Raw genomic sequence first — 23,438 nt, forward strand, 5'->3', positions numbered from 1 at the left:
CGTGCTCATCAGAGCACGTCGCTCCGCCCCGTCAGCTTCAGGGACTCGACGACACCCTTCACCCGCTGCGCATGTTCTATCGTCGTGACGAGCAGAGCGTCTGGCGTGTCGACCACCACGATGTCCTTCACGCCGATCAGGCTGATCACGCGAGAGGTCTGACTGACTAGGATCCCGCTGGCAGCATCCGACAGCACCCGGGCTTTCGGCCCGAGCACGGCGAGGTCGTTCTTCCGACCGTTGTTGATGAGCTTGGTGAGGGAGGCGAAGTCCCCCACGTCGTCCCAGTCGAAATGCCCGGGCACGACCGCGAGGCGTCCGCGTCGCGCAGCCGGCTCAGCCACCGCGTAGTCGATCGCGATCTTCTTCAGCCCGGGCCAGATCCGATCCACGGCGGGGCCGCGGCGCTCACGGTCGTCCCATGCCTCGGCGAGCTCGAGCAGCCCGGCGTGCAGGGCCGGCTCGTTCGCGGCGAGCTCATCGAGCAGCACGCTCGCCTTGGCGATGAACATTCCGGCGTTCCAGAGGTAGCCGCGGTCGGCGAAGTAGGCCTTGGCCGTGTCGAGGTCGGGCTTCTCGACGAAGCTCTCGACCAGGGCGGCCTCGCGCGCCCCTTCGACGAGGAGCTCCGCGCCCCTCTTGATGTAGCCGAAGCCGATCGCGGGCTCGGTCGGAGAGATGCCGATCGTGCAGATGTATCCCTCGCGCGCGACCTCGACGGCGTCGCGGACGGCGAACTCGAACACACGCGTGCTGCGGATGACGTGGTCGGCGCTGAACGAGCCGATGATCACATCCGGGTCTCTCCGATGCAGGATCGCGGCCGCCAACCCGATCGCCGCCGCGGACTCGCGCGGCTCCGACTCCAGGAACACATTCAGATCCGGTATTCCGGGCAACTCCGACTCCACCGCCGCGCGGTGGGCCCGACCTGTGACCACGGCGATCCGGTCGGCCCCGGCCAACGGCTCCAGCCTGTCCCACGTGTCGCGCAGCAGAGAGTGCCCGGAACCCGTCAGATCGTGCAGGAACTTCGGCGCGTCCGCGCGGGAGAGGGGCCAGAGTCGGCTGCCGATTCCGCCGGCAGGGATCACGGCGTAGAAGTTCTCGATGGGTTGGCTCACCCTGCCAGGGTATCGCCACGGAAAGTCTCGACATCGAGACACTTAGGCTCCCCTTCGTCGCCCGCAGTCGTCTCACGGGAATAGGATGGTGTCCGATCGGCCGTGCCTGATGACAGCAGGCTCACGCTTGGAACACGCACTGCACGCGACCGAGTCACTTCGATCCAGGGAGGACGACCGTGTCCACAAGCGCTCGCTTGACACCGTCGATTTCGGAAACCACTTCCAAGACGCCACGCGGCACCCTCTACCGGGGTCGCGAAGGCATGTGGTCGTGGGTGCTTCACCGCATCACCGGAGTCGCCATCTTCTTCTTCCTGTTGGTGCATGTGCTCGACACTGCACTCATCAGGGTCTCCCCCGAGGCGTACAACGCCGTCATCGGCACGTACAAGAATCCGATCATGGCGCTCGGCGAGGTCGTGCTGGTGGCAGGCATCGTGTTCCACGCGATGAACGGCCTCCGCATCATCGCCGTCGACTTCTGGTCGAAGGGCGCCAAGTACCAGCGCCAGCTGTTCTGGGGCGTGCTTCTGGTGTGGGGCATCATCATGGCGGGCTTCGTGCCTCGTCACCTGATGCTCGCGTTCGCCGGCTTCGGAGGAGGACACTGATGACCGCTCAGACCGTCGCAGCCCCTGTCCGCCGTCAGCGCGGATTCAACCTCGAGAAGTGGGGCTGGCTCTTCATGCGCGCCTCCGGCGTCGTGCTCGTCGTGCTCATCTTCGGACACCTGTTCATCAACCTGATGGTCGGCGAGGGCATCCACGCCCTGGACTTCGCGTTCATCGCCGGAAAGTTCGCCACGCCGTTCTGGCAGTGGTGGGACGTCCTCATGCTCTGGCTCGCGCTGATCCACGGCGCCAACGGCATGCGCACGATCGTCAACGACTACGTGACGAACAACACCGCTCGCAAGGCGCTGATCTGGGCCCTCGGCCTGGCCGCAGCCCTGCTCATCATCCTCGGCACCCTGGTCGTCTTCACGTTCGACCCGTGCCTCGGCGTGACCGAGTCGAGCACACTGTGGGAACAGTGCCAGACGCTGGGCAAGTAGAAGAGAAGGCATACGAGAAGTGACTACCGAGACCCAGGATTCCGTCGTGCGCGACGGCGTGCACTACCACCAGTTCGACATCGTGATCGTGGGCGCCGGCGGCGCCGGCATGCGAGCGGCCATCGAGGCAGGCTCCGGCGCGAAGACCGCGGTCATCTCCAAGCTCTACCCGACGCGTTCGCACACCGGTGCGGCACAGGGCGGCATGGCGGCTGCGCTCGCGAATGTCGAGGAGGACAGCTGGGAGTGGCACACCTTCGACACCGTCAAGGGCGGCGACTACCTGGTCGACCAGGATGCTGCGGAGATCCTCGCCAAAGAGGCCATCGACGCGGTCATCGACCTCGAGAACATGGGTCTCCCCTTCAACCGCACGCCCGAGGGCAAGATCGACCAGCGTCGATTCGGCGGCCACACCGCCGAGCACGGCAAGACGCCGGTGCGCCGCGCATGCTACGCCGCCGACCGCACCGGTCACATGATCCTGCAGACGCTGTTCCAGAACTGCGTCAAGCTCGGCATCAACTTCTTCAACGAGTTCTACGTCCTCGACCTGCTCACGGTGAAGGACGCCGACGGCAAGACCCAGATCTCGGGCGTCGTCGCATACGACCTCTCGACCGGTGAGCTGCACGTGTTCCAGGCCAAGGCCGTGATCTTCGCGACCGGCGGCTTCGGCAAGATCTTCAAGACGACCTCGAACGCGCACACCCTCACCGGCGACGGTGTCGGCATCGTCTGGCGAAAGGGCCTCCCCCTCGAGGACCTCGAGTTCTTCCAGTTCCACCCGACCGGACTCGCCGGACTCGGCATCCTCCTCACCGAGGGCGCCCGCGGCGAGGGAGCCATTCTGCGCAACGCCTCGGGCGAGCGCTTCATGGAGCGCTACGCCCCGACGATCAAGGACCTCGCCCCTCGCGACATCGTCGCCCGCTGCATGGTGCAGGAGGTGGCCGAAGGCCGCGGCGCCGGTCCTCACAAGGACTACGTGCTGCTGGACTGCACTCACCTGGGTGCCGAGGTTCTCGAGACCAAGCTGCCCGACATCACCGAGTTCGCCCGCACGTACCTGGGTGTCGACCCGGTCGTCGAGCCCGTGCCGGTGATGCCGACGGCCCACTACGCGATGGGCGGCATCCCCACGAACAACGACGCAGAGGTTCTCGCCGACAACACCACCGTCGTCCCGGGTCTCTACGCCGCGGGCGAGTGCGCCTGCGTCTCGGTGCACGGCGCCAACCGTCTCGGCACCAACTCGCTGCTCGACATCAACGTGTTCGGCAAGCGCGCAGGCCGCAATGCGGTGGAGTACGTCAAGACCGCCGAATTCGTGCCGCTTCCGGAGAACCCCGCCGGGTTCGTCTCCGGGATGCTCGAGGGCCTGCGCAACAACCAGGGCACCGAGCGCATCGCCGTGCTCCGCAAGGCGCTGCAGGACGAGATGGACAAGGGCGCGCAGGTCTTCCGCACGCACGAGTCGCTCGAGCACGTGCTCGGCGTCATCAAGGAACTGCGCGACCGCTACATGAACGTGCACGTCGACGACAAGGGCAAGCGGTTCAACACCGACCTGCTCGAGGCCGTCGAGCTGGGCTTCCTGCTCGACATCGCCGAGGTCGTCGTCTATGCCGCGCAGAACCGTGAGGAGAGCCGGGGCGGCCACATGCGCGACGACTTCCCCACCCGCAACGACGAGAAGTACATGCAGCACACGATGGCCTATCTCACGGGCGATCCGCACTCCTCCACTCCGAGCGATCACATCAAGCTCGACTGGAAGCCGGTCGTGTTCACGAAGAACGAGCAGGGCGAGTTGAACTACCCGCCGATGGAGAGGAAGTACTGAGCATGTCGAACGCCATCGCCGAAGCTCCCGCAGACACGACGCAGGACACGGGCATCCAGTCGTTCATCGTCACGTTCAACATCCGTCGATTCGACCCCGAGATCGACTCCGAGCCGCACTGGGTCGACTACGACGTGGAGCTGTACTCGACCGACCGCGTCCTCGACGCCCTGCACAAGATCAAGTGGGAGGTCGACGGCTCGCTCACGTTCCGCCGCTCGTGCGCCCACGGCATCTGCGGCTCTGACGCGATGCGCATCAACGGCCGCAACCGCCTGGCGTGCAAGACGCTGATCAAGGACCTCGACATCTCGAAGCCGATCTACGTCGAGGCGATCAAGGGCCTGCCGCTCGAGAAGGACCTCGTCGTCGACATGGAGCCGTTCTTCGCGTCGTACCGCGAGGTGCAGCCGTTCCTCGTCGCGAACTCGGTGCCGGAGAAGGGCAAGGAGCGGGTCCAGTCGATCGCGGATCGCGAGATCTTCGACGACACGACCAAGTGCATCCTCTGCGCCGCGTGCACCTCGTCGTGCCCCGTCTTCTGGACCGACGGTCAGTACTTCGGACCCGCGGCGATCGTGAACGCGCACCGCTTCATCTTCGACTCCCGCGATGACAACGCTGCGGTCCGTCTCGACATCCTCAACGACAAGGAAGGCGTCTGGCGCTGCCGCACGACCTTCAACTGCTCCGAGGCCTGCCCCCGCGGCATCGAGGTCACCAAGGCCATCGCCGAGGTCAAGCAGGCAGTGCTTCGCGGTCGTCCCTGACTCTCGCGCGCTGACGACGACGGGCGGGCTCCTTCACGGAGCCCGCCCGTTCTCTTTGTGTGGATAGGGTGAGGATGTGTCTGATCCCGCTGGCGCCGAGAGCGAGCCCCGCCGCCTCGACGCGGCCGTCGAACGGGCCACCGCACTGACCCAGCGCACGCTCGGGCTGTTCCCCGTGCGCGTGTGGCGACATTTCCTGCAGCACAACGGGTTCCTCCTCGCAGCGGGCGTGAGTTACCAGGCGCTGTTCGCGATCTTCGCGGCGATCTATCTCGCCTTCGCCATCGCCGGTCTCTGGCTCGGAGGCAGCACCGAAGCGGTCGACGGCATGATCGACATCATCAACAGCTACATCCCCAACCTGATCCAGGACGAGGGCGGGGTGTTCACCCCCCAGCAGGTGCAGGAGATCGCTGCGAGCACGACCGGGCTGCTCAGCATCACCGGTCTGATCGCGCTCGGAACCGTGATCTGGACGGCCATCGGCTGGGTGACGTTCTCGCGACGCGCGACACGCGACATCTTCGGCCTGCCGCCCGACCGCCGCAGCTACGTCATCCTGAAGGCGAGGGATCTGCTCGCCGCGCTGATCTTCGGAGCGTCGCTGATCGCCGGTTCACTGCTCAGCTCCGCCAGCGCGGTCGCGATGAGCTGGATCCTGAGCCTGCTGGGATGGGGATCCGCCCTCGACGGCCTCACCAGCATCCGGATCGGCACAGTGCTCGTGTCCTTCGCGCTGCTGTCGGGCGCACTCGCGGCGATGGTGCGCTTCCTGACCGGCACATCCCTGCACTGGAGCACGATCTGGCCGGGCGCGCTCCTCGGCGGCGGGGCGATGACGATCCTCCAGTTCGGCGCGGGATTCCTGCTGAGCTACACGCCAACGAATCCGCTGCTCGCCACGTTCGCGATCTTCATCGGTCTGCTGCTGTGGTTCAGGGTGAACGGCGTGGTGATGCTGGTCGCCTCCTCGTGGATCGCCGTCGCGGCGAAGGATCGTGATCTGCCGCTGCTGGCTCAGTCCGACGCGGAGCGGCGGGCGGCTGAACACCAGACCCTGGTGGCAGCAGCCCGCATCCGCGTGCGCGAGGCGCACGAGGCTCGCGAGACGGCTCCGTGGTACCGCGCCTGGGCCGCCGCCAGGGCCGTGCATGCGACGGAGCAGGAGCTCGCCGATCTTGAGGCCTCCGCTCCCCCGCCCGTCGATGCGAGCTCCGCCTTCGCCCAGCGTCTGCTGGCCGATCTGCAGCGTCCGTCCAAGGATGTCGGCGGTCCTCGTTAGGCTGGTGAGCATGCCTCATCTGCGTATCGCCTCGGTCAATGTCAACGGAATCCGAGCGGCGGCTCGCAACGGTATGAGCAGCTGGCTCGATGCGGCCGACGTCGACATTCTGACGCTGCAGGAGGTCCGCGGGCAGGACGAGCACCTCGAGGCCGCGCTTCCCGGATGGACGTTCGTGCACGACGAGGCCACGGCCAAGGGACGCGCCGGCGTGGCGATCGCGAGCCGCGTGCCGGCCATCGCCTCCCGCACCGAGTTCGGCGACGACGACTTCGATTCGAAGGGGCGATGGATCGAAGCTGATTTCCTCATCGGAGACCGCCCGCTCACGGTGGTCAGCGCCTACGTGCACAGCGGCGAAGCCGACACTCCGAAGCAGGAGGAGAAGTGGAAGTTCCTCGATGCGTTCGGTGTGCGTCTCGCGGATCTCGGCGATGATGACGGCGCGCTCGCTCTCGTGACCGGTGACCTGAACGTCGGCCATCGCGAACTCGACATCAAGAACTGGCGGGGCAACCGCAAGAAGGCCGGTTTCCTCCCCCGCGAGCGCGCGTACTTCGACCGATTCCTCGGAGCGGCGGGCGAGACGGTCGAGTCCGCAGACGGCTCGACAGGCACCGGTCTCGGCTGGGTCGACGTCGGGCGCGTGTTCCACGGTGAGGTCGACGGGCCGTACACGTGGTGGTCGATGCGCGGTCAGGCATTCGACAACGATTCGGGGTGGCGCATCGACTACCACCTCGCGACTCCCGCGCTCGCCGAGCGGGTCACGGCCTATCACGTCGCCCGCGCGGCCGCGTACGACCAGCGCTGGAGCGACCACGCTCCGGTCGTGGTCGACTACAGCTACTGACCTCTCGCGCACCGACTGCCTGCTGTCCGGGTCTCGGTCCGGGTGCGATCAGGCAGTGACGAGAGCGACGACCAGTGCGGCCGCGACCGCGAGGTATCCGAGCATGCTCCACAGGTAGGCCGTGCCCCGGAGTGCGCGAGGGAACACGAGCGGCACCGCGATCGCGACGAGGATGCCGGCGATGAGCGCGAGGAACGTGCCGAAGATGATCCCATAGCCATGCGGGTCGCCGCTCGTCCATCCGAACCGGCTGCTCAGCGCCACCCACGCGAGCAGGACGAACGGTGCGCCGAACAGCACCGTGAGCACGACTCCGATGATGCGAGAGACCCCATCGCTGCGTTCCCTATCGGCGCCGGCAGCATCCGGAGCAGTCGTCATGGAGCGAGTCTCCCCCGCCGGCTCGCGGACCACCACCACCCCCATAGGATTGATACCGTGACGAAACCTCGCCTCTACTCAGGAATGCAGCCCTCCGCCGACTCTCTGCAGATCGGCAACTACATCGGAGCGCTCCTGCAGTGGCGGGACCTGCAGAGCTCGTACGACGCGTACTTCTCCGTGGTCGACCTGCACGCGCTCACAGTCGCTCAGGACCCTGCCGAGCTGCGTGAGAAGACCCGCCGGACCGCCGCCCAGTACATCGCCGCAGGCATCGAGCCCTCGCTGTCGACGCTGTATGTGCAGTCGCACGTCCGCGCGCACGCGGAGCTCGCTTGGATCCTCTCGACGATCACAGGGTTCGGTGAAGCAGGCCGCATGACCCAGTTCAAAGACAAGTCAGCGCGCTACGGCGCCGACGCGACGAGCGTCGGCCTGTTCACCTACCCCGTGCTGATGGCCGCCGACATCCTGCTCTACCAGACCGACGTCGTGCCTGTCGGCGATGACCAGAAGCAGCACGTCGAGCTCACGCGTGACCTGGCCGAGCGCTTCAATTCGCGGTTCGGAGAGACGTTCGTCGTGCCGCGACCCGTGATCCAGAAGGACACGGCGCGCATCTACGACCTCCAGAACCCGACGTCGAAGATGTCGAAGTCGGCAGAGAGCGACGCAGGCGTGCTGTGGATGCTCGACGACCCGGCGAAGTCGGCGAAGAAGATCATGCGCGCGGTGACCGACAACGAAGGCTCGGTCCGCTTCGATCGCGAGAGCAAGCCCGGCGTCTCGAACCTGCTGACCATCTACGCGGCGCTCTCAGGACGACAGGTTCCCTCGATCGAAGACGAGTATGCGGGCCGCGGCTACGGCGACTTCAAGAAGGGGCTCGCCGAAGTGGTCGTGAACGAGTTCGAACCCGTGCGTGCTCGTGCGCTCGAGCTTCTCGACGACCCGGCCGAGCTCGATCGGATCCTCGCGCAGAACGCTGCGCGCGCGGATGCCGTCGCCGACGCGACCCTCGGAGCGGTCTACGACCGGGTCGGACTGCTTCGTCGCGTCTGACCTCGACAGCCATAGGATGGGGGCGTGACTGATCCGCAGCAGCCCCCGTCCGGTGCCGTCCCCCCTGTGCCTCCCGTGCCCCGGTCGGACGAGGAGCAGCCGCAGTTCGCATCGTCCGTGTCGTCACCGGCGCCGCAGATCTCGGCGCCGGCGCCGCCCGCCCCGCCTTCGTACTCGACGCCTCCGGCTCCGCCCGCGTACGAGGGCGCGCCTCCCGTCTACCAGGGCGCACCCCCCGCGGCTCCCGCCGCACACGGCGAACAGGCCTTCCCCGCTCCCGCCGCCCCGACCCAGCCGTTCTCCGCCGGCCAGCCCGCACCCGCATACCCGGCACCGACGGGCGCCCCCGTGTACCCGCATCCCGCGGGTCAGCAGCCCGGCGCACCGACCTACCAGGCGGCGCCTCCCGGCGCCTACCAGGTTCCGGTCGGTGGCTACTCGGCGCCCGCAGGCGCGTATCAGGCGCCGATCACCGGGGAGAAGAAGTCCGGGCTGATGGGCATCCTGGCGCTGATCCTGGCGATCGTGGCCGCTGTCGTCACGCCGATCGTCGCCGGAGTCGCCGGCTTCGATATCGGTCGTCGCCTCCCGGGCGGTCTCGACACGACCGATCCCGACTTCCTGTCGATCCTCTCGCCCGCGCGTGACCAGGTGCTGTGGGCGGAGATCTCGTTCTGGACAGGGACGATCCTCGGCATCGCCGCCATCGTCATCGGCATCATCGCGATTCGCAGGAAGCAGGCGCGCGGCGCGGGCATCACTGCACTCGTCGTCGCGGTGCTCGGCCCGATCATCTTCTGGGTCGTCCTGCTGGTCACCCTGTCGACCGGCACCGCGACCGGCTTCCTGCCGTAACGAAGCGGTGCGACGACCGCACCTCGTTCGGATCAGCGTGGCGCGTGGTGCTTCTGCTGCGCGGAGAGCAGGCCTTCCTCGACGAGCAGCTCGACCGCGTCCGCCCCGTCTGACACGAGAATCGGCAGGTTCGCGCGCTCGTCTTTGCCGAACGGAGAGAGCACCCAATCGGCGGGGTCCTGTCGACCCACCGGGCGGCCGATGCCGACGCGCACCCGCGGGAACTCCGGCGTGCTGAGGGCGCGGGCGATGTCGCGCACCCCGTTGTGTCCGCCGTGGCCTCCGCCGATCTTGAGCTTGACGGTGTCGAAGGGGATGTCGAGTTCGTCGTGGACGACGATGACCTGCTCCGGCGGCACCGAGTAGAAGCGAGCGAGAGCCGCCACCGGAGTGCCGGAGACGTTCATGAACGTGTTGGGCTTGGCGAGCACGAGCTTGTCACCGCCCGGACGTACCCAGGTCTCGACGACACGTGCCCCGCCCTTGTGCTCGCGAAAGCTCTCGCCACGACGCGAGGCGAGCTCGTCGACGACCATCTGGCCGATGTTATGGCGCGTGGCCTCGTATCGCGTGCCGGGGTTGCCGAGCCCCACCACGAGCCAGGTGGATGCCATGTGGTCGTCCTCTCGCATGCGGGCCCTTCGCGGTGCCCGGGTCAGGATACGACAGAGGGGGCGCGATCTGCTCGCGCCCCCTCTGTGATGCAGTCAGCTGTGCGCTGCGCCTGCGGAGATCACTCCGCGGCGGGAGCCTCTTCGGCGGCAGCCTCGTCGGCTCCGGCCTCGTCCTCACCGAGCGACTCCTCAGCCGGGATCGCGATCGCGACGACGAGCACCTCGGGGTCGGTGAGCAGCGTCGAGCCCTTGGGGAGCGTGACGTCGGCGGCGGTGATGTGCGCGCCCTCTTCGAGACCCTCGACCGAGACCTCGACGTTCTGCGGCAGGTGCGTGGCCTCGGCCTCGATCGAGATCGTGTTCGCGTCCTGGTTGACGATCGTGCCGGGAGCCGGCTCTCCGGTGACGATGACGGGAACGTCGATCGTGACCTTCTCGCCCTTGCGAACGACCAGCAGGTCGATGTGCTCGATGATCTGGTGCACCGGGTCGCGCTGGACATCCTTGACGAGGGCGAGCTGGTCCTTGCCGTCGATGTCGAGCTCGAGCAGCGCGTTCGCGCGGCGGATGATCAGCGAGACCTGGTGGCCGGGCAGTGCGACGTGCACGGGGTCGGTGCCGTGACCGTAGATGACGGCGGGGATCTTGCCTGCGGCGCGCAGACGACGGGCGAAGCCCTTGCCGAAGCTCTCGCGGAGCTCGGCCTTGACCTTGGTGTCTTCAGACATGGGGTTCTCCTTCGGGGCACGCAGCGACAGCTACGCGGTGGTCTTGGAATTGTTCTCGAACGCAGACACGTGAGGAAAGCCACCGGCTTGCTTCGCCGCGTCGATAACGGATGCCAGCGCACGCGCAGAAGCATCCCTCGCCGAGGTACTCCTCTCATGGTACCGGATGAGCCGATAGGCTGAGAACACCGATCCCCTCTCTGCAGAACATGGAGTTCCCACATGCTCGACGGCGTCTTCTTCTCCCACGCGATCGCCTGGCTCATCGGCGCGATGACCGTGTGCGCCGCAGGCTTCACCTTCGCGGCTCTGTTCTCGCTCGGGCGCTCGGGGTACCGCAAGGACTGATCTCCTCGCGTCCGACACCACCCGTCACACGGGAGCACCACCCCGGACGCCGCGATAATCTGGGAGCATCCCCTTCTTCTCGATCTAGGAGCCATCTGTGCCCGAAGCATCAGCGAACATCGGAGTCGTCGGACTCGCCGTCATGGGTTCGAACCTCGCCCGCAACCTCGCCAGCCGCGAGGGCAACACGGTGGCGATCTTCAACCGCAGCTACGAGAAGACCGAGACGCTCGTCTCCGAGCACCCTGAGGCCGGCTTCATCCCGGCCAAGACGTACCAGGAGTTCGCCGACTCGCTGCAGAAGCCGCGCACGGCGATCATCATGGTCAAGGCCGGCGGCCCGACCGACGCCGTGATCGACTCGCTCGTCGAGGTCTTCGAGCCGGGCGACATCATCGTCGACGGCGGCAACGCGTACTTCCCCGACACGATCCGCCGCGAGAAGGCCGTCCGAGAGACGGGCATCAACTTCGTCGGCGCCGGCATCTCGGGCGGCGAAGAGGGCGCGCTCACAGGCCCGTCGATCATGCCCGGCGGCTCGGACGAGTCCTGGATCACCCTCGGCCCGATCCTCAAGTCGATCGCCGCGATCGCCGAGGGCGAGCCGTGCGTCACGCACGTCGGACACGACGGCGCGGGCCACTTCGTCAAGATGGTGCACAACGGCATCGAGTACGCCGACATGCAGCTGATCGCCGAGGCCTACGACCTCATCCGTCGCGGCACGGGCAAGTCCCCCGCCGAGATCGCCGAGATCTTCGCCGAGTGGAACAAGGGCGAGCTCGAGTCGTACCTGATCGAGATCACCGCAGAGGTGCTGCGCCAGGTGGATGCCGAGACCGGCAAGCCGCTCGTCGACGTCATCCTCGACCAGGCCGGGGCCAAGGGCACCGGCGCGTGGACCGTGCAGACCGCCCTGTCGCTCGGCGTTCCCGTCTCGGGTATCGCCGAGGCCACCTTCGCCCGATCGCTGTCGTCGCACCCCGAGCAGCGCGAGGTCGCAGGCTCCCTTCCCGGCCCTGACGACGCGTTCACCGTCGCCGATGAGGCCGCGTTCATCGAGGACGTGCGTCTCGCGCTCTACGCCTCGAAGATCGTCGCCTACTCGCAGGGCTTCGACGAGATCCGCGCGGGCGCGGCAGAGTACGGCTGGAACATCGACCTCGGTGCGATCAGCAAGATCTGGCGCGGCGGCTGCATCATCCGTGCGCAGTTCCTCAACCGCATCGCCGACGCCTACGCCGCAGAGCCCGGCCTGCCCGTGCTGCTGACGGCTCCCTACTTCACCGAGGCGATCACCCGCGCGCAGGCGCCGTGGCGTCGCGTCGTGATCGCGGCGGCTCAGGCCGGCATCCCCGCTCCGGCGTTCTCGTCGTCGCTGTCGTACTACGACGGCATCCGCGCCGACCGCCTCCCGGCCGCCCTCGTGCAGGGACAGCGCGACTTCTTCGGTGCGCACACCTACAAGCGCATCGACAAGCCGGGCACGTTCCACACGCAGTGGTCGGGCGACCGCACCGAGATCGAAGCCGAAGACACGCACTGAGCGCTCTGACGCATGACGAAGGCCCCGGCGAGTCTCGCCGGGGCCTTCGTCTTGTCTCACCTGGTGATGTCCTGCACCGTCCCCTTCGCGAGCCGCAGCCGCCTCGTCGCCCGGCGAGCCACCGCCGAGTCGTGCGTGACGACGATCATGGTGATCCCCTCGGCGCACAGTCCCTCGAGCAGCGTGAGGATCTCGTCTCGCATGCTCTCGTCGAGGTTGCCGGTCGGTTCATCGGCCAGCAGCACCCGAGGCCGCTTCACGATCGCCCTGGCGATCGCCACGCGCTGCTGCTGACCGCCCGAGAGCTCGGTCGGCAGGTGGTCACCACGGTCGTCGAGGCCGACGTGAGCGAGCGCCTGCGCCACGCGGGCCGATCGCTCGGCGCGGCTCAGCGAGGCAGGCTCGAGCGCCATGTTCACGTTCTCGACAGCTGTGAGGGTCGGGATGAGGTTGAACCCCTGGAAGACGAAGCCGATCTCCTCGGCCCGGATGCGAGTGAGCTCACGAGCGGATGCGGAGGCGAGCTCGATGTCGCCGAGCTTCAGCGACCCCGAAGACGGCTTGTCGAGCGCTCCCAGCAGCTGCAGCAGCGTCGATTTGCCTCCTCCAGTGGGCCCCTGGATCGTGACGAACTCGCCGGGGTCGATGGTGAGATCGACACCGGTCAGCGCCTTCACCGTCCTTGCCTTCTGCCGGTAGGTGCGAGTGACGCTCTGCGCGCGGTATATCGGCGCCGCGGCATCCGTCCCGTTCGCCGTGGGGGCGATGTCTGCGATGGTCATGATGTCTCTCCTCTGTCTGTGATGTGTCGTGAACTCTGTCTGTGATGTCTCGTGAACCGTCAGGCGACGGAACGCAGTGCCTCGGCAGGGCTCAGTCGCGCCGCCCGCCATCCGCCGAACGCTCCGGCCACGAGGCCACCGAGCACGGCGAGACCGACGGCCGCGACCAGCACCCAGGGGGTGAAGGGGGCCTGCAGCACGATGTCGGCCGCCTGTTGCGTCTGGAACATGCCGCCACCTCCGGCGGGTCCGCCACCCGTTCCCCCGGGGCCGCCTTCGGCAGTGCCCGCGGCCGCCGCGGCGACCGTGGGCTTCACGAGGTTGATGACGACGATCCCGGCGATGCCGAGCACCAGGCCTACGGCGCCGCCGATGAGTCCCTGCACCATCGACTCGCCCGCGACCTGACGCACGACACGGCCGTTGGACCAGCCGATCGCTTTGAGGGTGCCGAACTCTCTCGTGCGACGTGAGACGCCAGACAGCGTCAGCAGCACCGAGAGCAGCACGGCGACCGCGAGCACGATGATCGACAGCCAGGTGCCGAGGTTCGTGATCAGCGAGGTCGCGCTCGACAGCGACCCTGAGACGGTCGATGCGAGCTCGGACTGCGACGTGACGGTGGCATCGGGAAGCTCGTCGGCGAGTGCCGTCTGCACAGCGTCGATGGACGCCGCCGACTCGGCCTGCACGTAGACGGTGGAGACGACGTCTCCGCCACCCGAGAGCTCCTGGGCCGTGTCGAGGGGCAGGTAGACGTTGGCCGCGGTGTCGGCGGAGTCGGAGGTGGATGCCACGATGCCGACGATCTCGACATCGGAACCGGCGACGTCGATCGTGTCACCGACGGCGATCTCGTTCGTGCTCGCGTAGGTGGCGTCGACGAGGGCGACGAGCGCACCCGCATCATCGCTGTCGAGAGCGCGGCCGTCGCTGATCTCGACCGAGGCGAGTGGACCCACCGACGTCACGGCCGGATCGATGCCGAGCACCGTGAACGACTCGACGCCGAAGGAGCCGCCACCGCCGCCGCCCTGGGGCGGTGCGTCGCCCTCGGTGGGAGCGGTGCCTTCAGCGGTTCCGTCCTGCGCTCCGAAGCCGCCGCTGGGCAGCTCACCCGAGAAGGTCGAGTTCGTGAGGCTGAGCGCAGCGGATGCCGCCGTCACGCCGTCCGTCGCCGTCACCGTGTCGAGCACGGTCGCGTCGAGAGTTCCGCGCATGAAGTCCGTCATCAGGGTCGACTGACTCAACGTCGTCGTGTCGCCTTCGGTGGCTCCGTCCTCCGATCCGAAGTCGAAGCGCTGACCACCGCCCTCCCCCGGCTCAGCCGCGGCCCCGGTGACCGTGAGGTCGGTTCCGACGCCGTAGACCGACTCCAGTGCCTGGGCCTGCGCATCGCGCACTCCCGCGGTGAGCGCGTTGACGACGATGACCAGGGCGATCGCGATGGCGAGCCCGATCGCGACGATCATCGTCTGTTTCTTGCGGCCCGCCAACTCGCGCCGCAGATATGTCCCGTACATGTGTCTCCTTCCGCCGCGCCGTTCGCGGGCCGATGATGACGCTAGGGAGCGGACTTTTGCGAGATCGAGGGAGGAGTGATGAGAAGACTATGGCCGGCGGATCTCACAGCCCACGCATAGCGCTCTCCATAGAAACCCCATAGGTGATTCCGCAGAATGTACTCATGAGCTCCGATCTCCCCGAACTGCGCCGCCCCGACGGCTCCCCCCTGCGCATCCTCGCCGTCGACGATGAGCAGATGCTCACCGATCTCCTCGCGATGGCCCTGCGGATGGAGGGCTGGGAGGTGCGCACCGCATCATCCGGCCTGGAGGCGCTGCAGGTCGCGCGCGAATTCGAACCCGACGCGCTCGTGCTCGACATCATGATGCCCGACCTCGACGGCATGGCCGTGCTGCGGCGCCTTCGCGAATCCGGCAGCCTCGTGCCGGTGCTCTTCCTCACTGCGAAGGATGCCGTCGGTGACCGGGTCGCCGGCCTCACCGCCGGTGGTGACGACTACGTCACGAAGCCGTTCAGCCTGGAAGAGGTGATCGCCCGACTGCGCGCGATCATCCGCCGCACCGGACACGCGACGGCCGACGACGGCCAGTCGATCCTCCGCGTCGCCGACCTCACCCTCAACGAGGACAGCCACGAGGTCGTCCGCGACGGCACCGAGATCGAGCTGACCGCGACCGAGTTCGAGCTGCTCCGCTATCTGATGCGCAACGAGCGACGAGTGCTGTCGAAGGCCCAGATCCTCGACCGGGTGTGGAGCTACGACTTCGGCGGCAAGTCGTCGGTCGTCGAGCTGTACATCTCTTACCTGCGCAAGAAGATCGACGCCGGGCGCACCCCGCTGCTGCACACGGTGCGAGGTGTCGGCTACATGATCAAGGCGCCCCAGTGAGCCTGACGGGGATGGCTCGGCGACCGATGAGTCTGCAGACACGGCTGATGACAGCCGTGATCGGGTTCGTCTCGCTCATCCTCGTGATCGTCGCCGTGATCACCAGCGCTCTGCTCGGTAGCACACTGGAGAGACAGCTCGAGGATCGCCTGCACAGCTACTCAAACCAGGTGACACGCTGGATCAGCCAGGTTCCGGCGGACTACGCGACCATCGACTACGTGGTAAACGGCACCAACCCCGTGCCCGGAATCCTTCTCGCAGTATCAAGCTCGGCGGGCGGCACGGGCGGGGTCGTCTTCCCCGACACGAAGGACCAGTGGAGCGGCGTCTCACAGACGCTGACCGACGATGACCTCGATCGCATAGATGCCGCACTGGACGGTCGCGCAAGCGCTGTGGTGACCATCGACGACTTCGGCTCGTACATGGTCTTCGCGAAGCCGGCACCCAACGGTGTCAACGTCGTCACCGGACTCCCCCGGACCGAGATCCAGAATCAGCTGACGACACTGCTCACGGTGATCGCCCTGGCGACGATCGGAGGCCTCATCCTGTTGGCGCTCACCACGGCGATCACCATCCGCGTGGGGCTGAGACCATTGCGCGCGGTCGCGGCGACGGCAACCCGGGTGGCTAATCAGCCCCTGGACCGAGGCGAAGTGCAGATCACCGAGCGCGTTCCCGCGTCGGAGGCCGATCCGCGCACGGAGACCGGCCTGGTCGGCTCGTCTCTGAACAAGCTTCTCGACCACGTCAACGACTCCCTCGCCTCGCGTCAGAAGAACGAGGAGCGGATGCGCCGGTTCGTCGCCGACGCGAGCCACGAGCTGCGCACTCCGCTGTCGTCGATCCGCGGATACTCCGAGCTCTCGCTGCGCGCGTTGAAGCAACAGGGTGGCGAGGCGGCCGTCGAGAGCACCACCACGTCGCTCGAGCGCATTCAGGCTCAGTCGCTGCGCATGACGCGCCTCGTCGAGGACCTGCTGCTGCTCGCCCGTCTCGACGAGGGACGGGAGCTGGTCTACGGCACCGTCGACCTGACCCAGCTCGCGCTCGAGGGCCTCTCCGACGCACGCCCGACTGCGGCAGACCATCACTGGAACATCGAGGCGCCGGACGAGCCGATCGTCATCGTCGGCGACGCGGGGCGGATGCATCAGGTCGTCGCGAACCTTCTCGCCAATGCCCGGACGCACACGCCCGCGGGCACCTCGATCACTCTGCGCGTGAGTCGCGAGGGCGATGAGGCCGTGTTGCGGGTGCACGACGACGGGCCCGGTATCGACCCCGGCGTGCGCGATGAGCTCTTCGCCCGGTTCGCGCGTGGCGACAGCTCCCGCGCTCGTCAGACCGGCGGCACCGGCCTCGGACTGGCCATCGCGAAAGCGATCGTCGAGGGCCACGGCGGCCACCTCACCGTCGCCAGCCAACCCGGCGACACGACGTTCACGGTGCGACTCCCCCTGAGCCCGGCCACTGCATCCACCGACTGACGTCCCGTCCCCAAGGCTGCGGGGTCAAAAGAACATCGGATACAGGCGATCCCGGTGCGTTTTTGACCCCGCAGGACATGCCTCGGAGTAGACGCACGCCGAGCGGAACCCCGGCTCAGTATCCGGCGAAGGCGTCGGTCGTGAGGGAGCGGGCCTTCTGCAGCGCGGGAGCGAGGTCGGCGATGAGCCGCGGAGGACCGGAGATGTACGAGTGCCGCTCGCCGATGTCGGGAACGTGACGCTCGAGGCCTGCGGCGTCGAGGCGCGCGCCCTGCGCCCAGGTCCAGTGCGTCGGAAGGTTCGCAGGCTCATCGCGCGTGAAGACGATGACGCGCGCGCCGGTGGCGGCCAGCTCGTCTCGGAAGGCCAGCTCCGAGCTGTCCGAGGCCACATAGACCAGCACGATGTCACGCTGCTGCTCCGTGAGCTGGAGTTGCCGCAGCTGCGACACGAACGGCGTGACGCCGATGCCTGCGGCGACCATCAGGACGGGCGTCTCCGAACGCGGGAGGAGGAAGTCGCCCCACGTGCCCGTCACGGCGAGAGCTGAGCCCGGTTCCGCTGCAGCCAGTGCGCGCTTGTAGCTCGACGGATGCTTCTGATCGCCGTCCTTGTAGGCGATGCGGAGCGTCGGGAGGTCTGCCGGCGCCGAGACGATGCTGAACTCACGGCGGGTTCCGCGGGCATCCGGTCGGGCGTGCGGCACATCCAGTTCGAGGTACTGCCCCGGAAGGAATCTCAGCTTTCCCTGTGCGCGGAACGTCAGCTCCTGAGCGGTCGGCGTGATGAACTGCCGCTTCTCGAGCACGAGCCGCACCGACCCTCGCAACGCGAAGGCGAACGCGAGCAGGTTCCCGATGAGCAGCGCGCGCTCCTGCCCGAGGGTGAAGAGGCCGCCGATCGCGATCGGCCACCCGGCGAGTGCTCCGACGAGAACCGCCACCGAGAACTGCTGCCACCGGCGCGGCGGCAGAGTCAGCGGCTCGGAGAGCATGAACGCTCCGAGGAACAGGAACGGGGACTGCAAGATCGCGAACGAGAGAGCGGCGCCGGGATCGAAGGCGATCGAGAACTCCTGAGCCTGCACGGCCTGCCGCAGCATCGCGACAGCGATCGCCACGATGAGGAAGACGACGACGACGCGCACCTTCTCGGTGCGCCAGAGGACGACGAGTCCGAGAAGCAGGACGGGGACGAAGAGCGACGGTGTGCCGACCCACCACGACGAGGACGTCCCGAGCCACTCGAAGGCACCGAAGGATCCGAGGATCGACACGACGGCCGCACCGAAGGCGGCGGGGTTGAGGACGTGCCGACCCCGCCACACGATCAGATACTTCGACAGGCTCGCCACGACTCCGGCGATGGCCAGCCCGAGCAGGGCGTTCGGCTCGATGCCGGGGCGGAGCACGAAGAGCAGAATCAGTGCCGTCACCAGCGAAGACTCGATGCGCCACGGCAGCCGCAGGATGCGCTGGGCCGCCGCGTCCACCAGCGATATGACAAGCGCAAGCACGATGAAGGACGCGATGATCTCGAGCGGTGTCGGCGAGACGATCACGCCGAGAGCCGACAGCACCACGGCGATGAGCCCCAGCGCGAGCAGGGCGAACAGCACCAGACGGTACATGGAGATGCCGCCGAGCAAGGCGAGAACCCGCTGCCGCAGCGCGGTGATGGAAGTGATCACAGGTCTACTCTCCCCTACTTCGATGCCTCATCGGCGGGTGGTGAACAGCTGTGCGGGGCAGCCCGGCGAACGCTCGGCGCGTCCGTCGGTCGTCATGCGCACCCACTCGACGCCCCACGATGCGGCGAGCTCAGGGCCGTCGTCGAAGAACAGGGCGGTCGCGACGGCATCCGCTCGCATCGCCTCAGGGGCGATCGCCCACGTGGCCGCCCAGGTGCGGACCGGCACCCCGGTGCGAGCGTCGAGCACGTGGTGGAGTCCATCACCCCACGCTCGGCGATTGATCGCCGAGGCACAGAGCGCGGCATCCTGCAGTTCGATCACGCCGATCGCCTTCGTCGGATCGTACGGATGCTCGAGTCCGACCCGCACCACGTCTCCGCGGACTCTCATGTCACCTCCGGCATCGACCACGAGGTCACCGGGCACGTCGGCGAGCACCCCGGCCACGAGATCGACCAGACGCCCTTTGCCGAGTGCCCCGACGTCGAGAAGAGCCGGCGCGGATGCCGTGGCCTCCTCCGCCGTCCAGCGCACCCGATCGGTCCAGTCTGCCGGGGCGGCGATCGGGGAGCTCGCGACGAGCGAGTACGACGCGTCGTAGCCGAGGGCATCCAAGCTCTCCGCGACGAGCGGGTTCACCGCCCCGGAGCTCGCCCTCGACAGGTCGCGGTAGGCATCGAGCATCGCGCCCGCATCGGGAGACGAGATCGAGCCGCCGTCTCGGCCGACACGGGTGACCGATGAGTCCTCTCGGAACCGCGACCACTCCTGGTCGAATCGCTCGATCTCGGCCCCGACGCGTTCACGGTCGTCCGCGCCGAGCTCGTGCGACGTCTCGATCTCCCAGAGTGTGCCGATCGCGTCGAAACGCCAGACCGTCATGCCGTGGTCAGGCGCCTCAGGCGGCGGCCTGCTCCTTGATCGACTCGACGGCCTCGTTGAACCCGCCGCTGGTGAGCGACGAGCCCGCCACACGGCTGACCTCGATGTCGTCGAGGGACTTGCCCACGACCTCATCCGCGATGCCGCCGATGAACTCGCCCTGGTATTGCTCGCTCTCGCGGGCCTGCGGGTCGCCGGTCACCTCGACATCCGTGACCAGACCGTCGGCGACCGTGAGGGTCACGCTGATCGTCTCGACCGTCTCGGGGGTCTGGTAAGAGCCGTCGGCGGTGTAGGTGCCGTCGGTGTAGTCGCCGCCGGCCGCCGCTCCGGAATCGGTCGATTCGGTGCTCGTGTCGGTCCCGGTGTCGGTCGACTGGTCTTCGGCGTCAGCCGTGCCGGAGCACCCCGCGAGGACGAGCAGTCCTGCGACGCCGGCCAGGGCTGCGCCCTTGCGAACAGAAGTCGGTACAGTCGTGCGGATCATGATGGTCCTCCCGGCCTTGATCGGTGTGTGTGGTTCGACCGTAGGGACAGCATCTATGCGCGGGCTGTGTCCGAAGTATGGGTCGCCTAAGCGTCGCCGCCGAACATGCTCGTGACGGATCCGTCTTCGAAGACCTCGTGGATCGCGCGGGCGAGCAGCGGAGCGATCGGGAGGATCGTGAGCTTGTCCCACTGGCGCGACTCGGTCAGTGGGATCGTGTCGGTGATCACGACCTCGTCGATCGACGCGTCCTGCAGACGCTCGGATGCCGGGTCGCTGAAGATCGCGTGCGTCGCGGCGACGATCACGCGATGCGCACCGCTCGCCTTCAGCGCCTGCGCCGCCTTCACGATCGTGCCGCCGGTGTCGATCATGTCGTCGACGAGGAGGCAGGTGCGCCCCTCGACGGTGCCGACGATCTCGTGCACGGAGACCTGGTTGGCGACCTTCGGGTCGCGACGCTTGTGGATGATGGCGAGCGGTGCCCCGAGGCTGTCCGACCATGTGTCTGCGACGCGGACGCGCCCCATGTCGGGCGAGACGACGGTGAGGATCTTTCGGTCCTCGGCGCTCAGCGTGCTCTTGAAGTACTCCATCAGCACGGGCTTGGCGAAGAGGTGGTCGACGGGGCCGTCGAAGAATCCCTGGATCTGGGCGGCGTGCAGGTCGACGCTCATGACGCGGTCTGCACCGGCCGTCTTGAGCAGATCGGCGACGAGGCGGGCACTGATCGGCTCACGGCCGCGGCCTTTCTTGTCCTGACGCGAGTACGGATAGTAGGGGGCGACGACCGTGATGCGCTTGGCGGAGGCGCGCTTCGCGGCGTCGATCATGATGAGCGTCTCCATGAGCCACTCGTTGACCGGCTCGCCGAAGGTCTGGATCAGGAACAGGTCGCAGCCTCGGATCGACACCTCGAACCGGGCGTAGATCTCACCGGATGCGAAGGTGCGGTGCTCGGTCGGCACGACCTCTGTTCCGAGTGATGCGGCCACCGCTGCGGTCAGCGCGGGGTGCGATCGACCACCGGCGACCACGAGTCGCTTCTTGGTCTTGGCTACGAGACCCGGAGCGATGCCGTTGTCCCTGTCCAGATCGACCGTCTTCTTCTTGCGCGCCATCGTTCTGCCTACTCCGCCACTCGGGATCGGGCTGCGGCGTCTGCCGCGCCCGTGCCTGCCCTGTTCTTCTCGACCCAACCCTCGATGTTGCGCTGAGGGGCGACGCTCATGGCAAGGGAGCCGGCAGGGACATCCTTGCGGACGACAGCGCCGGCACCTGTCTTGGCGCCGGCTCCCAGCCTAACGGGCGCGACGAGGGTCGTGTGCGACCCCGTGTGCACCTCGTCTTCGACGATCGTTCGGTGCTTGTTCACGTCGTCGTAGTTCGCCGTGATCGTGCTGGCGCCGAGGTTGACGCCTCGACCGATGGTCGCATCGCCGACGTACGACAGGTGCGGGACCTTGCTGCCTTCGCCGATCTCGGCGTTCTTCGTCTCGACGTAAGCGCCGATCTTGCCGCGGGCCCCGAGGACGGTGCCGGGGCGCAGGAACGAGAAGGGGCCGACGGTGGCCTCGGCGCCGATGACCGCGAGCGTGGCATCGGTGCGGCGGACGATCGCGTCTTCACCGACCTCGCAGTCGACGAGGGTCGTGTCGGGGCCGATGATGGCACCTTCGGCGATCGTCGTGGCGCGCAGGATATGGGTGTTCGGGAGGATCGTGACGTCGGGCGCCAGGGTGGCGTCGTCGTCGATCCAGGTCGTCGCCGGGTCGATCACGGTGACGCCCTCGAGCTGCCAGCGCCGCACGATCCGGCGGTTGAGCAGACGACCGACCTCGGCGAGCTGAGCACGGTCGTTGACGCCGTAGGTGACGGTGACGTCGGAGACGACGGATGCCGCCACACGGCTGCCGTCGCGGCGCAGCAACCCTGGCACGTCAGTCAGGTACATCTCGCCCTGCGCGTTGTCCACGCCGACGGACGGCAGGTACTTGCGCAGCGTCGCGACCCGGAACACGTACATGCCCGCGTTGATCTCGCTGACCGCAGCTTCGTCTGCTGTGGCGTCCTTCTGCTCGACCACGCGGTCGACTCCGCCGTCTGCATCGCGGATGACACGGCCGTAGCCGGTCGGGTCGTCGACCACCGCGGTCATGAGTGTCGCTTCTGCCTCGGCGGCGCGGTGCGCGTCGAGGAACGAACGCAGCGTGTCGGCATCCGCGAGCGGGCAGTCTCCCGAGAGCACGAGCACGTCGCCGTCGAAGTCCGCGGGGAGCGCGTCGACCGCGACCTGCACCGCTCGCCCGGTGCCCGGGACCTCGTCCTGGTCGATGAAGACGGCGGCCGGGTAGTCCTTCTCGAGTGCGGCGACCACCTGGTCGCGCTCGTGCCGCACGACGACCTCGACGTGATCTGCCTCGAGGCGCCCGGCCGTCGTCAGGACGTGGCCCACGAGTGGGCGCCCGCCGATCGGGTGCAGCACCTTCGGCAGGCGCGAGCGCATGCGGGTTCCCTGGCCTGCGGCGAGGATGATGATCGCGAGATTGTTCCCAGTCATGCTCCGCCGCCAGGACTCGAACCTAGACCTAACAGCTCCAAAGGCTGTCGTGCTGCCATTACACCACGGCGGACCGCTGCTCCCGAGGGAGCCGCGGATCAAGTCTGCCACGTCCGCCTGCGTGCTACCGGCGATAATGGACGGATGACTGAGGCGGATGAGGTTGATCGGATCGTCGGCGCCTGGAACACCCAGCGACCCGACCTCGACTTCTCACCCCTCGAGGTGCTGTCGCGGATGGATCGCCTGACCCGGCTGCTCGACCGCGCTCGTCGCGACGTGTTCCGCCGGAGCGATCTGGAGGCCTGGGAGTGGGACGTGCTGTCGGCGCTGCGCCGCGCCGGGGCGCCCTTCCAGCTCTCACCCAAGCAGCTCCTCCAGCAGACGCTGGTGTCGAGCGGCACCATGACCAATCGCATCGATCGTCTCGTCGGGCGTCGTTTCGTGCGGCGTGAGGGCGACCCTGCTGACGGCCGCAGCGTGCTCGTGACGCTCACGGATGATGGGCGAATCCGGGTGGATGCCGCGATCACGCGTCTGGTCGACGTCGAGGACGACCTGCTGCGGGCCCTGTCGCGCGGCGACCGCGATCGCCTGGCTGCGCTGCTGCGCAAGCTGAGCCTCAGTTTCGACGCGTGAGGAACTGACGACATGGC

General features: G+C 67.5%; 24 protein-coding genes and 1 tRNA gene. 13 read left to right on the plus strand and 12 right to left on the minus strand.

Going from position 1 to position 23,438, the window contains the following annotated elements; all coding sequences use genetic code 11:
* Window positions 1-8 precede the first annotated feature (8 nt).
* The gene (locus tag ASF87_RS00570) at window positions 9-1,124 is read right to left on the minus strand and encodes a mannose-1-phosphate guanylyltransferase (protein WP_056373404.1); all 1,116 of its coding nucleotides are present in this window, start codon (window positions 1,122-1,124) and stop codon (window positions 9-11) included.
* Between the two features lie 179 nt (window positions 1,125-1,303).
* Here ASF87_RS00570 and sdhC point away from each other — a divergent pair, with 179 nt between their 5' ends.
* The 6 genes from sdhC (at window position 1,304) to ASF87_RS00600 (ending at window position 6,932) form a co-directional block, all read left to right on the plus strand.
* Window positions 1,304-1,738, plus strand: a complete 435-nt coding sequence (gene sdhC / locus ASF87_RS00575) for a succinate dehydrogenase, cytochrome b556 subunit (RefSeq protein WP_072591539.1) — start codon at window positions 1,304-1,306, stop codon at window positions 1,736-1,738.
* On the plus strand, window positions 1,738-2,181 hold the full coding sequence (locus tag ASF87_RS00580; RefSeq protein ID WP_056373405.1) for a succinate dehydrogenase hydrophobic membrane anchor subunit: 444 nt from the start codon (window positions 1,738-1,740) through the stop codon (window positions 2,179-2,181). Before sdhC ends, ASF87_RS00580 begins: the two co-directional genes overlap by 1 nt.
* Window positions 2,182-2,200: 19 nt before the next feature.
* Window positions 2,201-4,027 carry a succinate dehydrogenase flavoprotein subunit gene (gene sdhA / locus ASF87_RS00585; protein ID WP_042540323.1) on the plus strand — a complete coding sequence of 609 codons (1,827 nt, stop codon included), beginning with the start codon at window positions 2,201-2,203 and terminating at the stop codon, window positions 4,025-4,027.
* A gap of 2 nt (window positions 4,028-4,029) precedes the next feature.
* Complete coding sequence (locus ASF87_RS00590) at window positions 4,030-4,797, plus strand: succinate dehydrogenase iron-sulfur subunit (RefSeq protein ID WP_042540321.1); 768 nt, start codon at window positions 4,030-4,032, stop codon at window positions 4,795-4,797.
* A 76-nt stretch (window positions 4,798-4,873) separates the two neighbouring features.
* Entirely contained in the window at window positions 4,874-6,079 is a 1,206-nt protein-coding gene (locus tag ASF87_RS00595) for a YihY/virulence factor BrkB family protein (RefSeq protein ID WP_042540319.1), read from the plus strand.
* Between the two features lie 10 nt (window positions 6,080-6,089).
* Window positions 6,090-6,932, plus strand: a complete 843-nt coding sequence (locus tag ASF87_RS00600; RefSeq protein WP_197066003.1) for an exodeoxyribonuclease III — start codon at window positions 6,090-6,092, stop codon at window positions 6,930-6,932.
* Between the two features lie 48 nt (window positions 6,933-6,980).
* On the opposite strand, the gene ASF87_RS00605 is transcribed toward ASF87_RS00600, so the two are convergent.
* Window positions 6,981-7,313, minus strand: coding sequence for a hypothetical protein (locus tag ASF87_RS00605; protein WP_056373410.1), 333 nt, complete (start codon window positions 7,311-7,313; stop codon window positions 6,981-6,983).
* 57 nt (window positions 7,314-7,370) lie between these two features.
* Here ASF87_RS00605 and trpS point away from each other — a divergent pair, with 57 nt between their 5' ends.
* Window positions 7,371-8,375 carry a tryptophan--tRNA ligase gene (gene trpS / locus ASF87_RS00610; protein ID WP_079113214.1) on the plus strand — a complete coding sequence of 335 codons (1,005 nt, stop codon included), beginning with the start codon at window positions 7,371-7,373 and terminating at the stop codon, window positions 8,373-8,375.
* A 24-nt stretch (window positions 8,376-8,399) separates the two neighbouring features.
* Window positions 8,400-9,230: a hypothetical protein gene (locus tag ASF87_RS17940; protein ID WP_235558957.1), complete on the plus strand. Its 831-nt coding sequence runs from the start codon at window positions 8,400-8,402 to the stop codon at window positions 9,228-9,230.
* 32 nt (window positions 9,231-9,262) lie between these two features.
* Here the strand turns inward: ASF87_RS17940 and pth are convergent, their stop codons facing one another.
* On the minus strand, window positions 9,263-9,844 hold the full coding sequence (pth, locus tag ASF87_RS00620) for an aminoacyl-tRNA hydrolase (RefSeq protein ID WP_056376266.1): 582 nt from the start codon (window positions 9,842-9,844) through the stop codon (window positions 9,263-9,265).
* Window positions 9,845-9,963: 119 nt separating this feature from the next.
* Window positions 9,964-10,572: a 50S ribosomal protein L25/general stress protein Ctc gene (locus tag ASF87_RS00625; RefSeq protein ID WP_056373411.1), complete on the minus strand. Its 609-nt coding sequence runs from the start codon at window positions 10,570-10,572 to the stop codon at window positions 9,964-9,966.
* Window positions 10,573-10,794: 222 nt separating this feature from the next.
* On the opposite strand from ASF87_RS00625, the gene ASF87_RS18100 reads away from it, so the two are divergent.
* Both ASF87_RS18100 and gndA read left to right on the plus strand, forming a co-directional pair.
* Entirely contained in the window at window positions 10,795-10,920 is a 126-nt protein-coding gene (locus ASF87_RS18100) for a hypothetical protein (protein ID WP_256381367.1), read from the plus strand.
* Window positions 10,921-11,017: 97 nt separating this feature from the next.
* A complete protein-coding gene (gene gndA / locus ASF87_RS00630; RefSeq protein ID WP_056373413.1) occupies window positions 11,018-12,466 on the plus strand; it encodes an NADP-dependent phosphogluconate dehydrogenase in 1,449 nt (482 codons plus the stop codon).
* Window positions 12,467-12,522: 56 nt separating this feature from the next.
* Here the strand turns inward: gndA and ASF87_RS00635 are convergent, their stop codons facing one another.
* Complete coding sequence (locus ASF87_RS00635; RefSeq protein WP_082508708.1) at window positions 12,523-13,248, minus strand: ABC transporter ATP-binding protein; 726 nt, start codon at window positions 13,246-13,248, stop codon at window positions 12,523-12,525.
* A 59-nt stretch (window positions 13,249-13,307) separates the two neighbouring features.
* Complete coding sequence (locus ASF87_RS00640) at window positions 13,308-14,771, minus strand: ABC transporter permease (RefSeq protein WP_056373415.1); 1,464 nt, start codon at window positions 14,769-14,771, stop codon at window positions 13,308-13,310.
* Between the two features lie 164 nt (window positions 14,772-14,935).
* Between ASF87_RS00640 and ASF87_RS00645 the strand changes: the two genes are divergently transcribed.
* Together ASF87_RS00645 and ASF87_RS00650 are read left to right on the plus strand one after the other, a co-directional pair.
* Complete coding sequence (locus ASF87_RS00645) at window positions 14,936-15,664, plus strand: response regulator transcription factor (RefSeq protein WP_042540306.1); 729 nt, start codon at window positions 14,936-14,938, stop codon at window positions 15,662-15,664.
* 26 nt (window positions 15,665-15,690) lie between these two features.
* Window positions 15,691-17,160, plus strand: coding sequence for an ATP-binding protein (locus ASF87_RS00650; protein ID WP_157549973.1), 1,470 nt, complete (start codon window positions 15,691-15,693; stop codon window positions 17,158-17,160).
* A 115-nt stretch (window positions 17,161-17,275) separates the two neighbouring features.
* Here the strand turns inward: ASF87_RS00650 and ASF87_RS00655 are convergent, their stop codons facing one another.
* The 6 genes from ASF87_RS00655 to ASF87_RS00680 all read right to left on the minus strand — a co-directional run bounded on the left by ASF87_RS00655 (window position 17,276) and on the right by ASF87_RS00680 (window position 22,855).
* A complete protein-coding gene (locus tag ASF87_RS00655) occupies window positions 17,276-18,850 on the minus strand; it encodes an FAD-dependent oxidoreductase (RefSeq protein ID WP_056373419.1) in 1,575 nt (524 codons plus the stop codon).
* Between the two features lie 27 nt (window positions 18,851-18,877).
* Window positions 18,878-19,735: an FAD:protein FMN transferase gene (locus ASF87_RS00660; RefSeq protein WP_056373422.1), complete on the minus strand. Its 858-nt coding sequence runs from the start codon at window positions 19,733-19,735 to the stop codon at window positions 18,878-18,880.
* Window positions 19,736-19,751: 16 nt separating this feature from the next.
* Window positions 19,752-20,222 (minus strand): FMN-binding protein, encoded by a 471-nt coding sequence (locus ASF87_RS00665; RefSeq protein ID WP_042537434.1) that lies wholly within the window; start codon window positions 20,220-20,222, stop codon window positions 19,752-19,754.
* Between the two features lie 86 nt (window positions 20,223-20,308).
* Window positions 20,309-21,343, minus strand: coding sequence for a ribose-phosphate diphosphokinase (locus ASF87_RS00670; RefSeq protein WP_042537432.1), 1,035 nt, complete (start codon window positions 21,341-21,343; stop codon window positions 20,309-20,311).
* Between the two features lie 8 nt (window positions 21,344-21,351).
* Window positions 21,352-22,782 carry a bifunctional UDP-N-acetylglucosamine diphosphorylase/glucosamine-1-phosphate N-acetyltransferase GlmU gene (glmU, locus tag ASF87_RS00675; RefSeq protein WP_056373424.1) on the minus strand — a complete coding sequence of 477 codons (1,431 nt, stop codon included), beginning with the start codon at window positions 22,780-22,782 and terminating at the stop codon, window positions 21,352-21,354.
* A gap of 1 nt (window position 22,783) precedes the next feature.
* Window positions 22,784-22,855, minus strand: a tRNA-Gln gene (locus ASF87_RS00680).
* A gap of 71 nt (window positions 22,856-22,926) precedes the next feature.
* On the opposite strand from ASF87_RS00680, the gene ASF87_RS00685 reads away from it, so the two are divergent.
* Window positions 22,927-23,421: a MarR family winged helix-turn-helix transcriptional regulator gene (locus ASF87_RS00685; protein WP_042537429.1), complete on the plus strand. Its 495-nt coding sequence runs from the start codon at window positions 22,927-22,929 to the stop codon at window positions 23,419-23,421.
* Window positions 23,422-23,438: the final 17 nt, after the last annotated feature.

Source organism: Microbacterium sp. Leaf161 (genome assembly GCF_001423645.1).
Lineage (GTDB): Bacteria > Actinomycetota > Actinomycetes > Actinomycetales > Microbacteriaceae > Microbacterium > Microbacterium forte.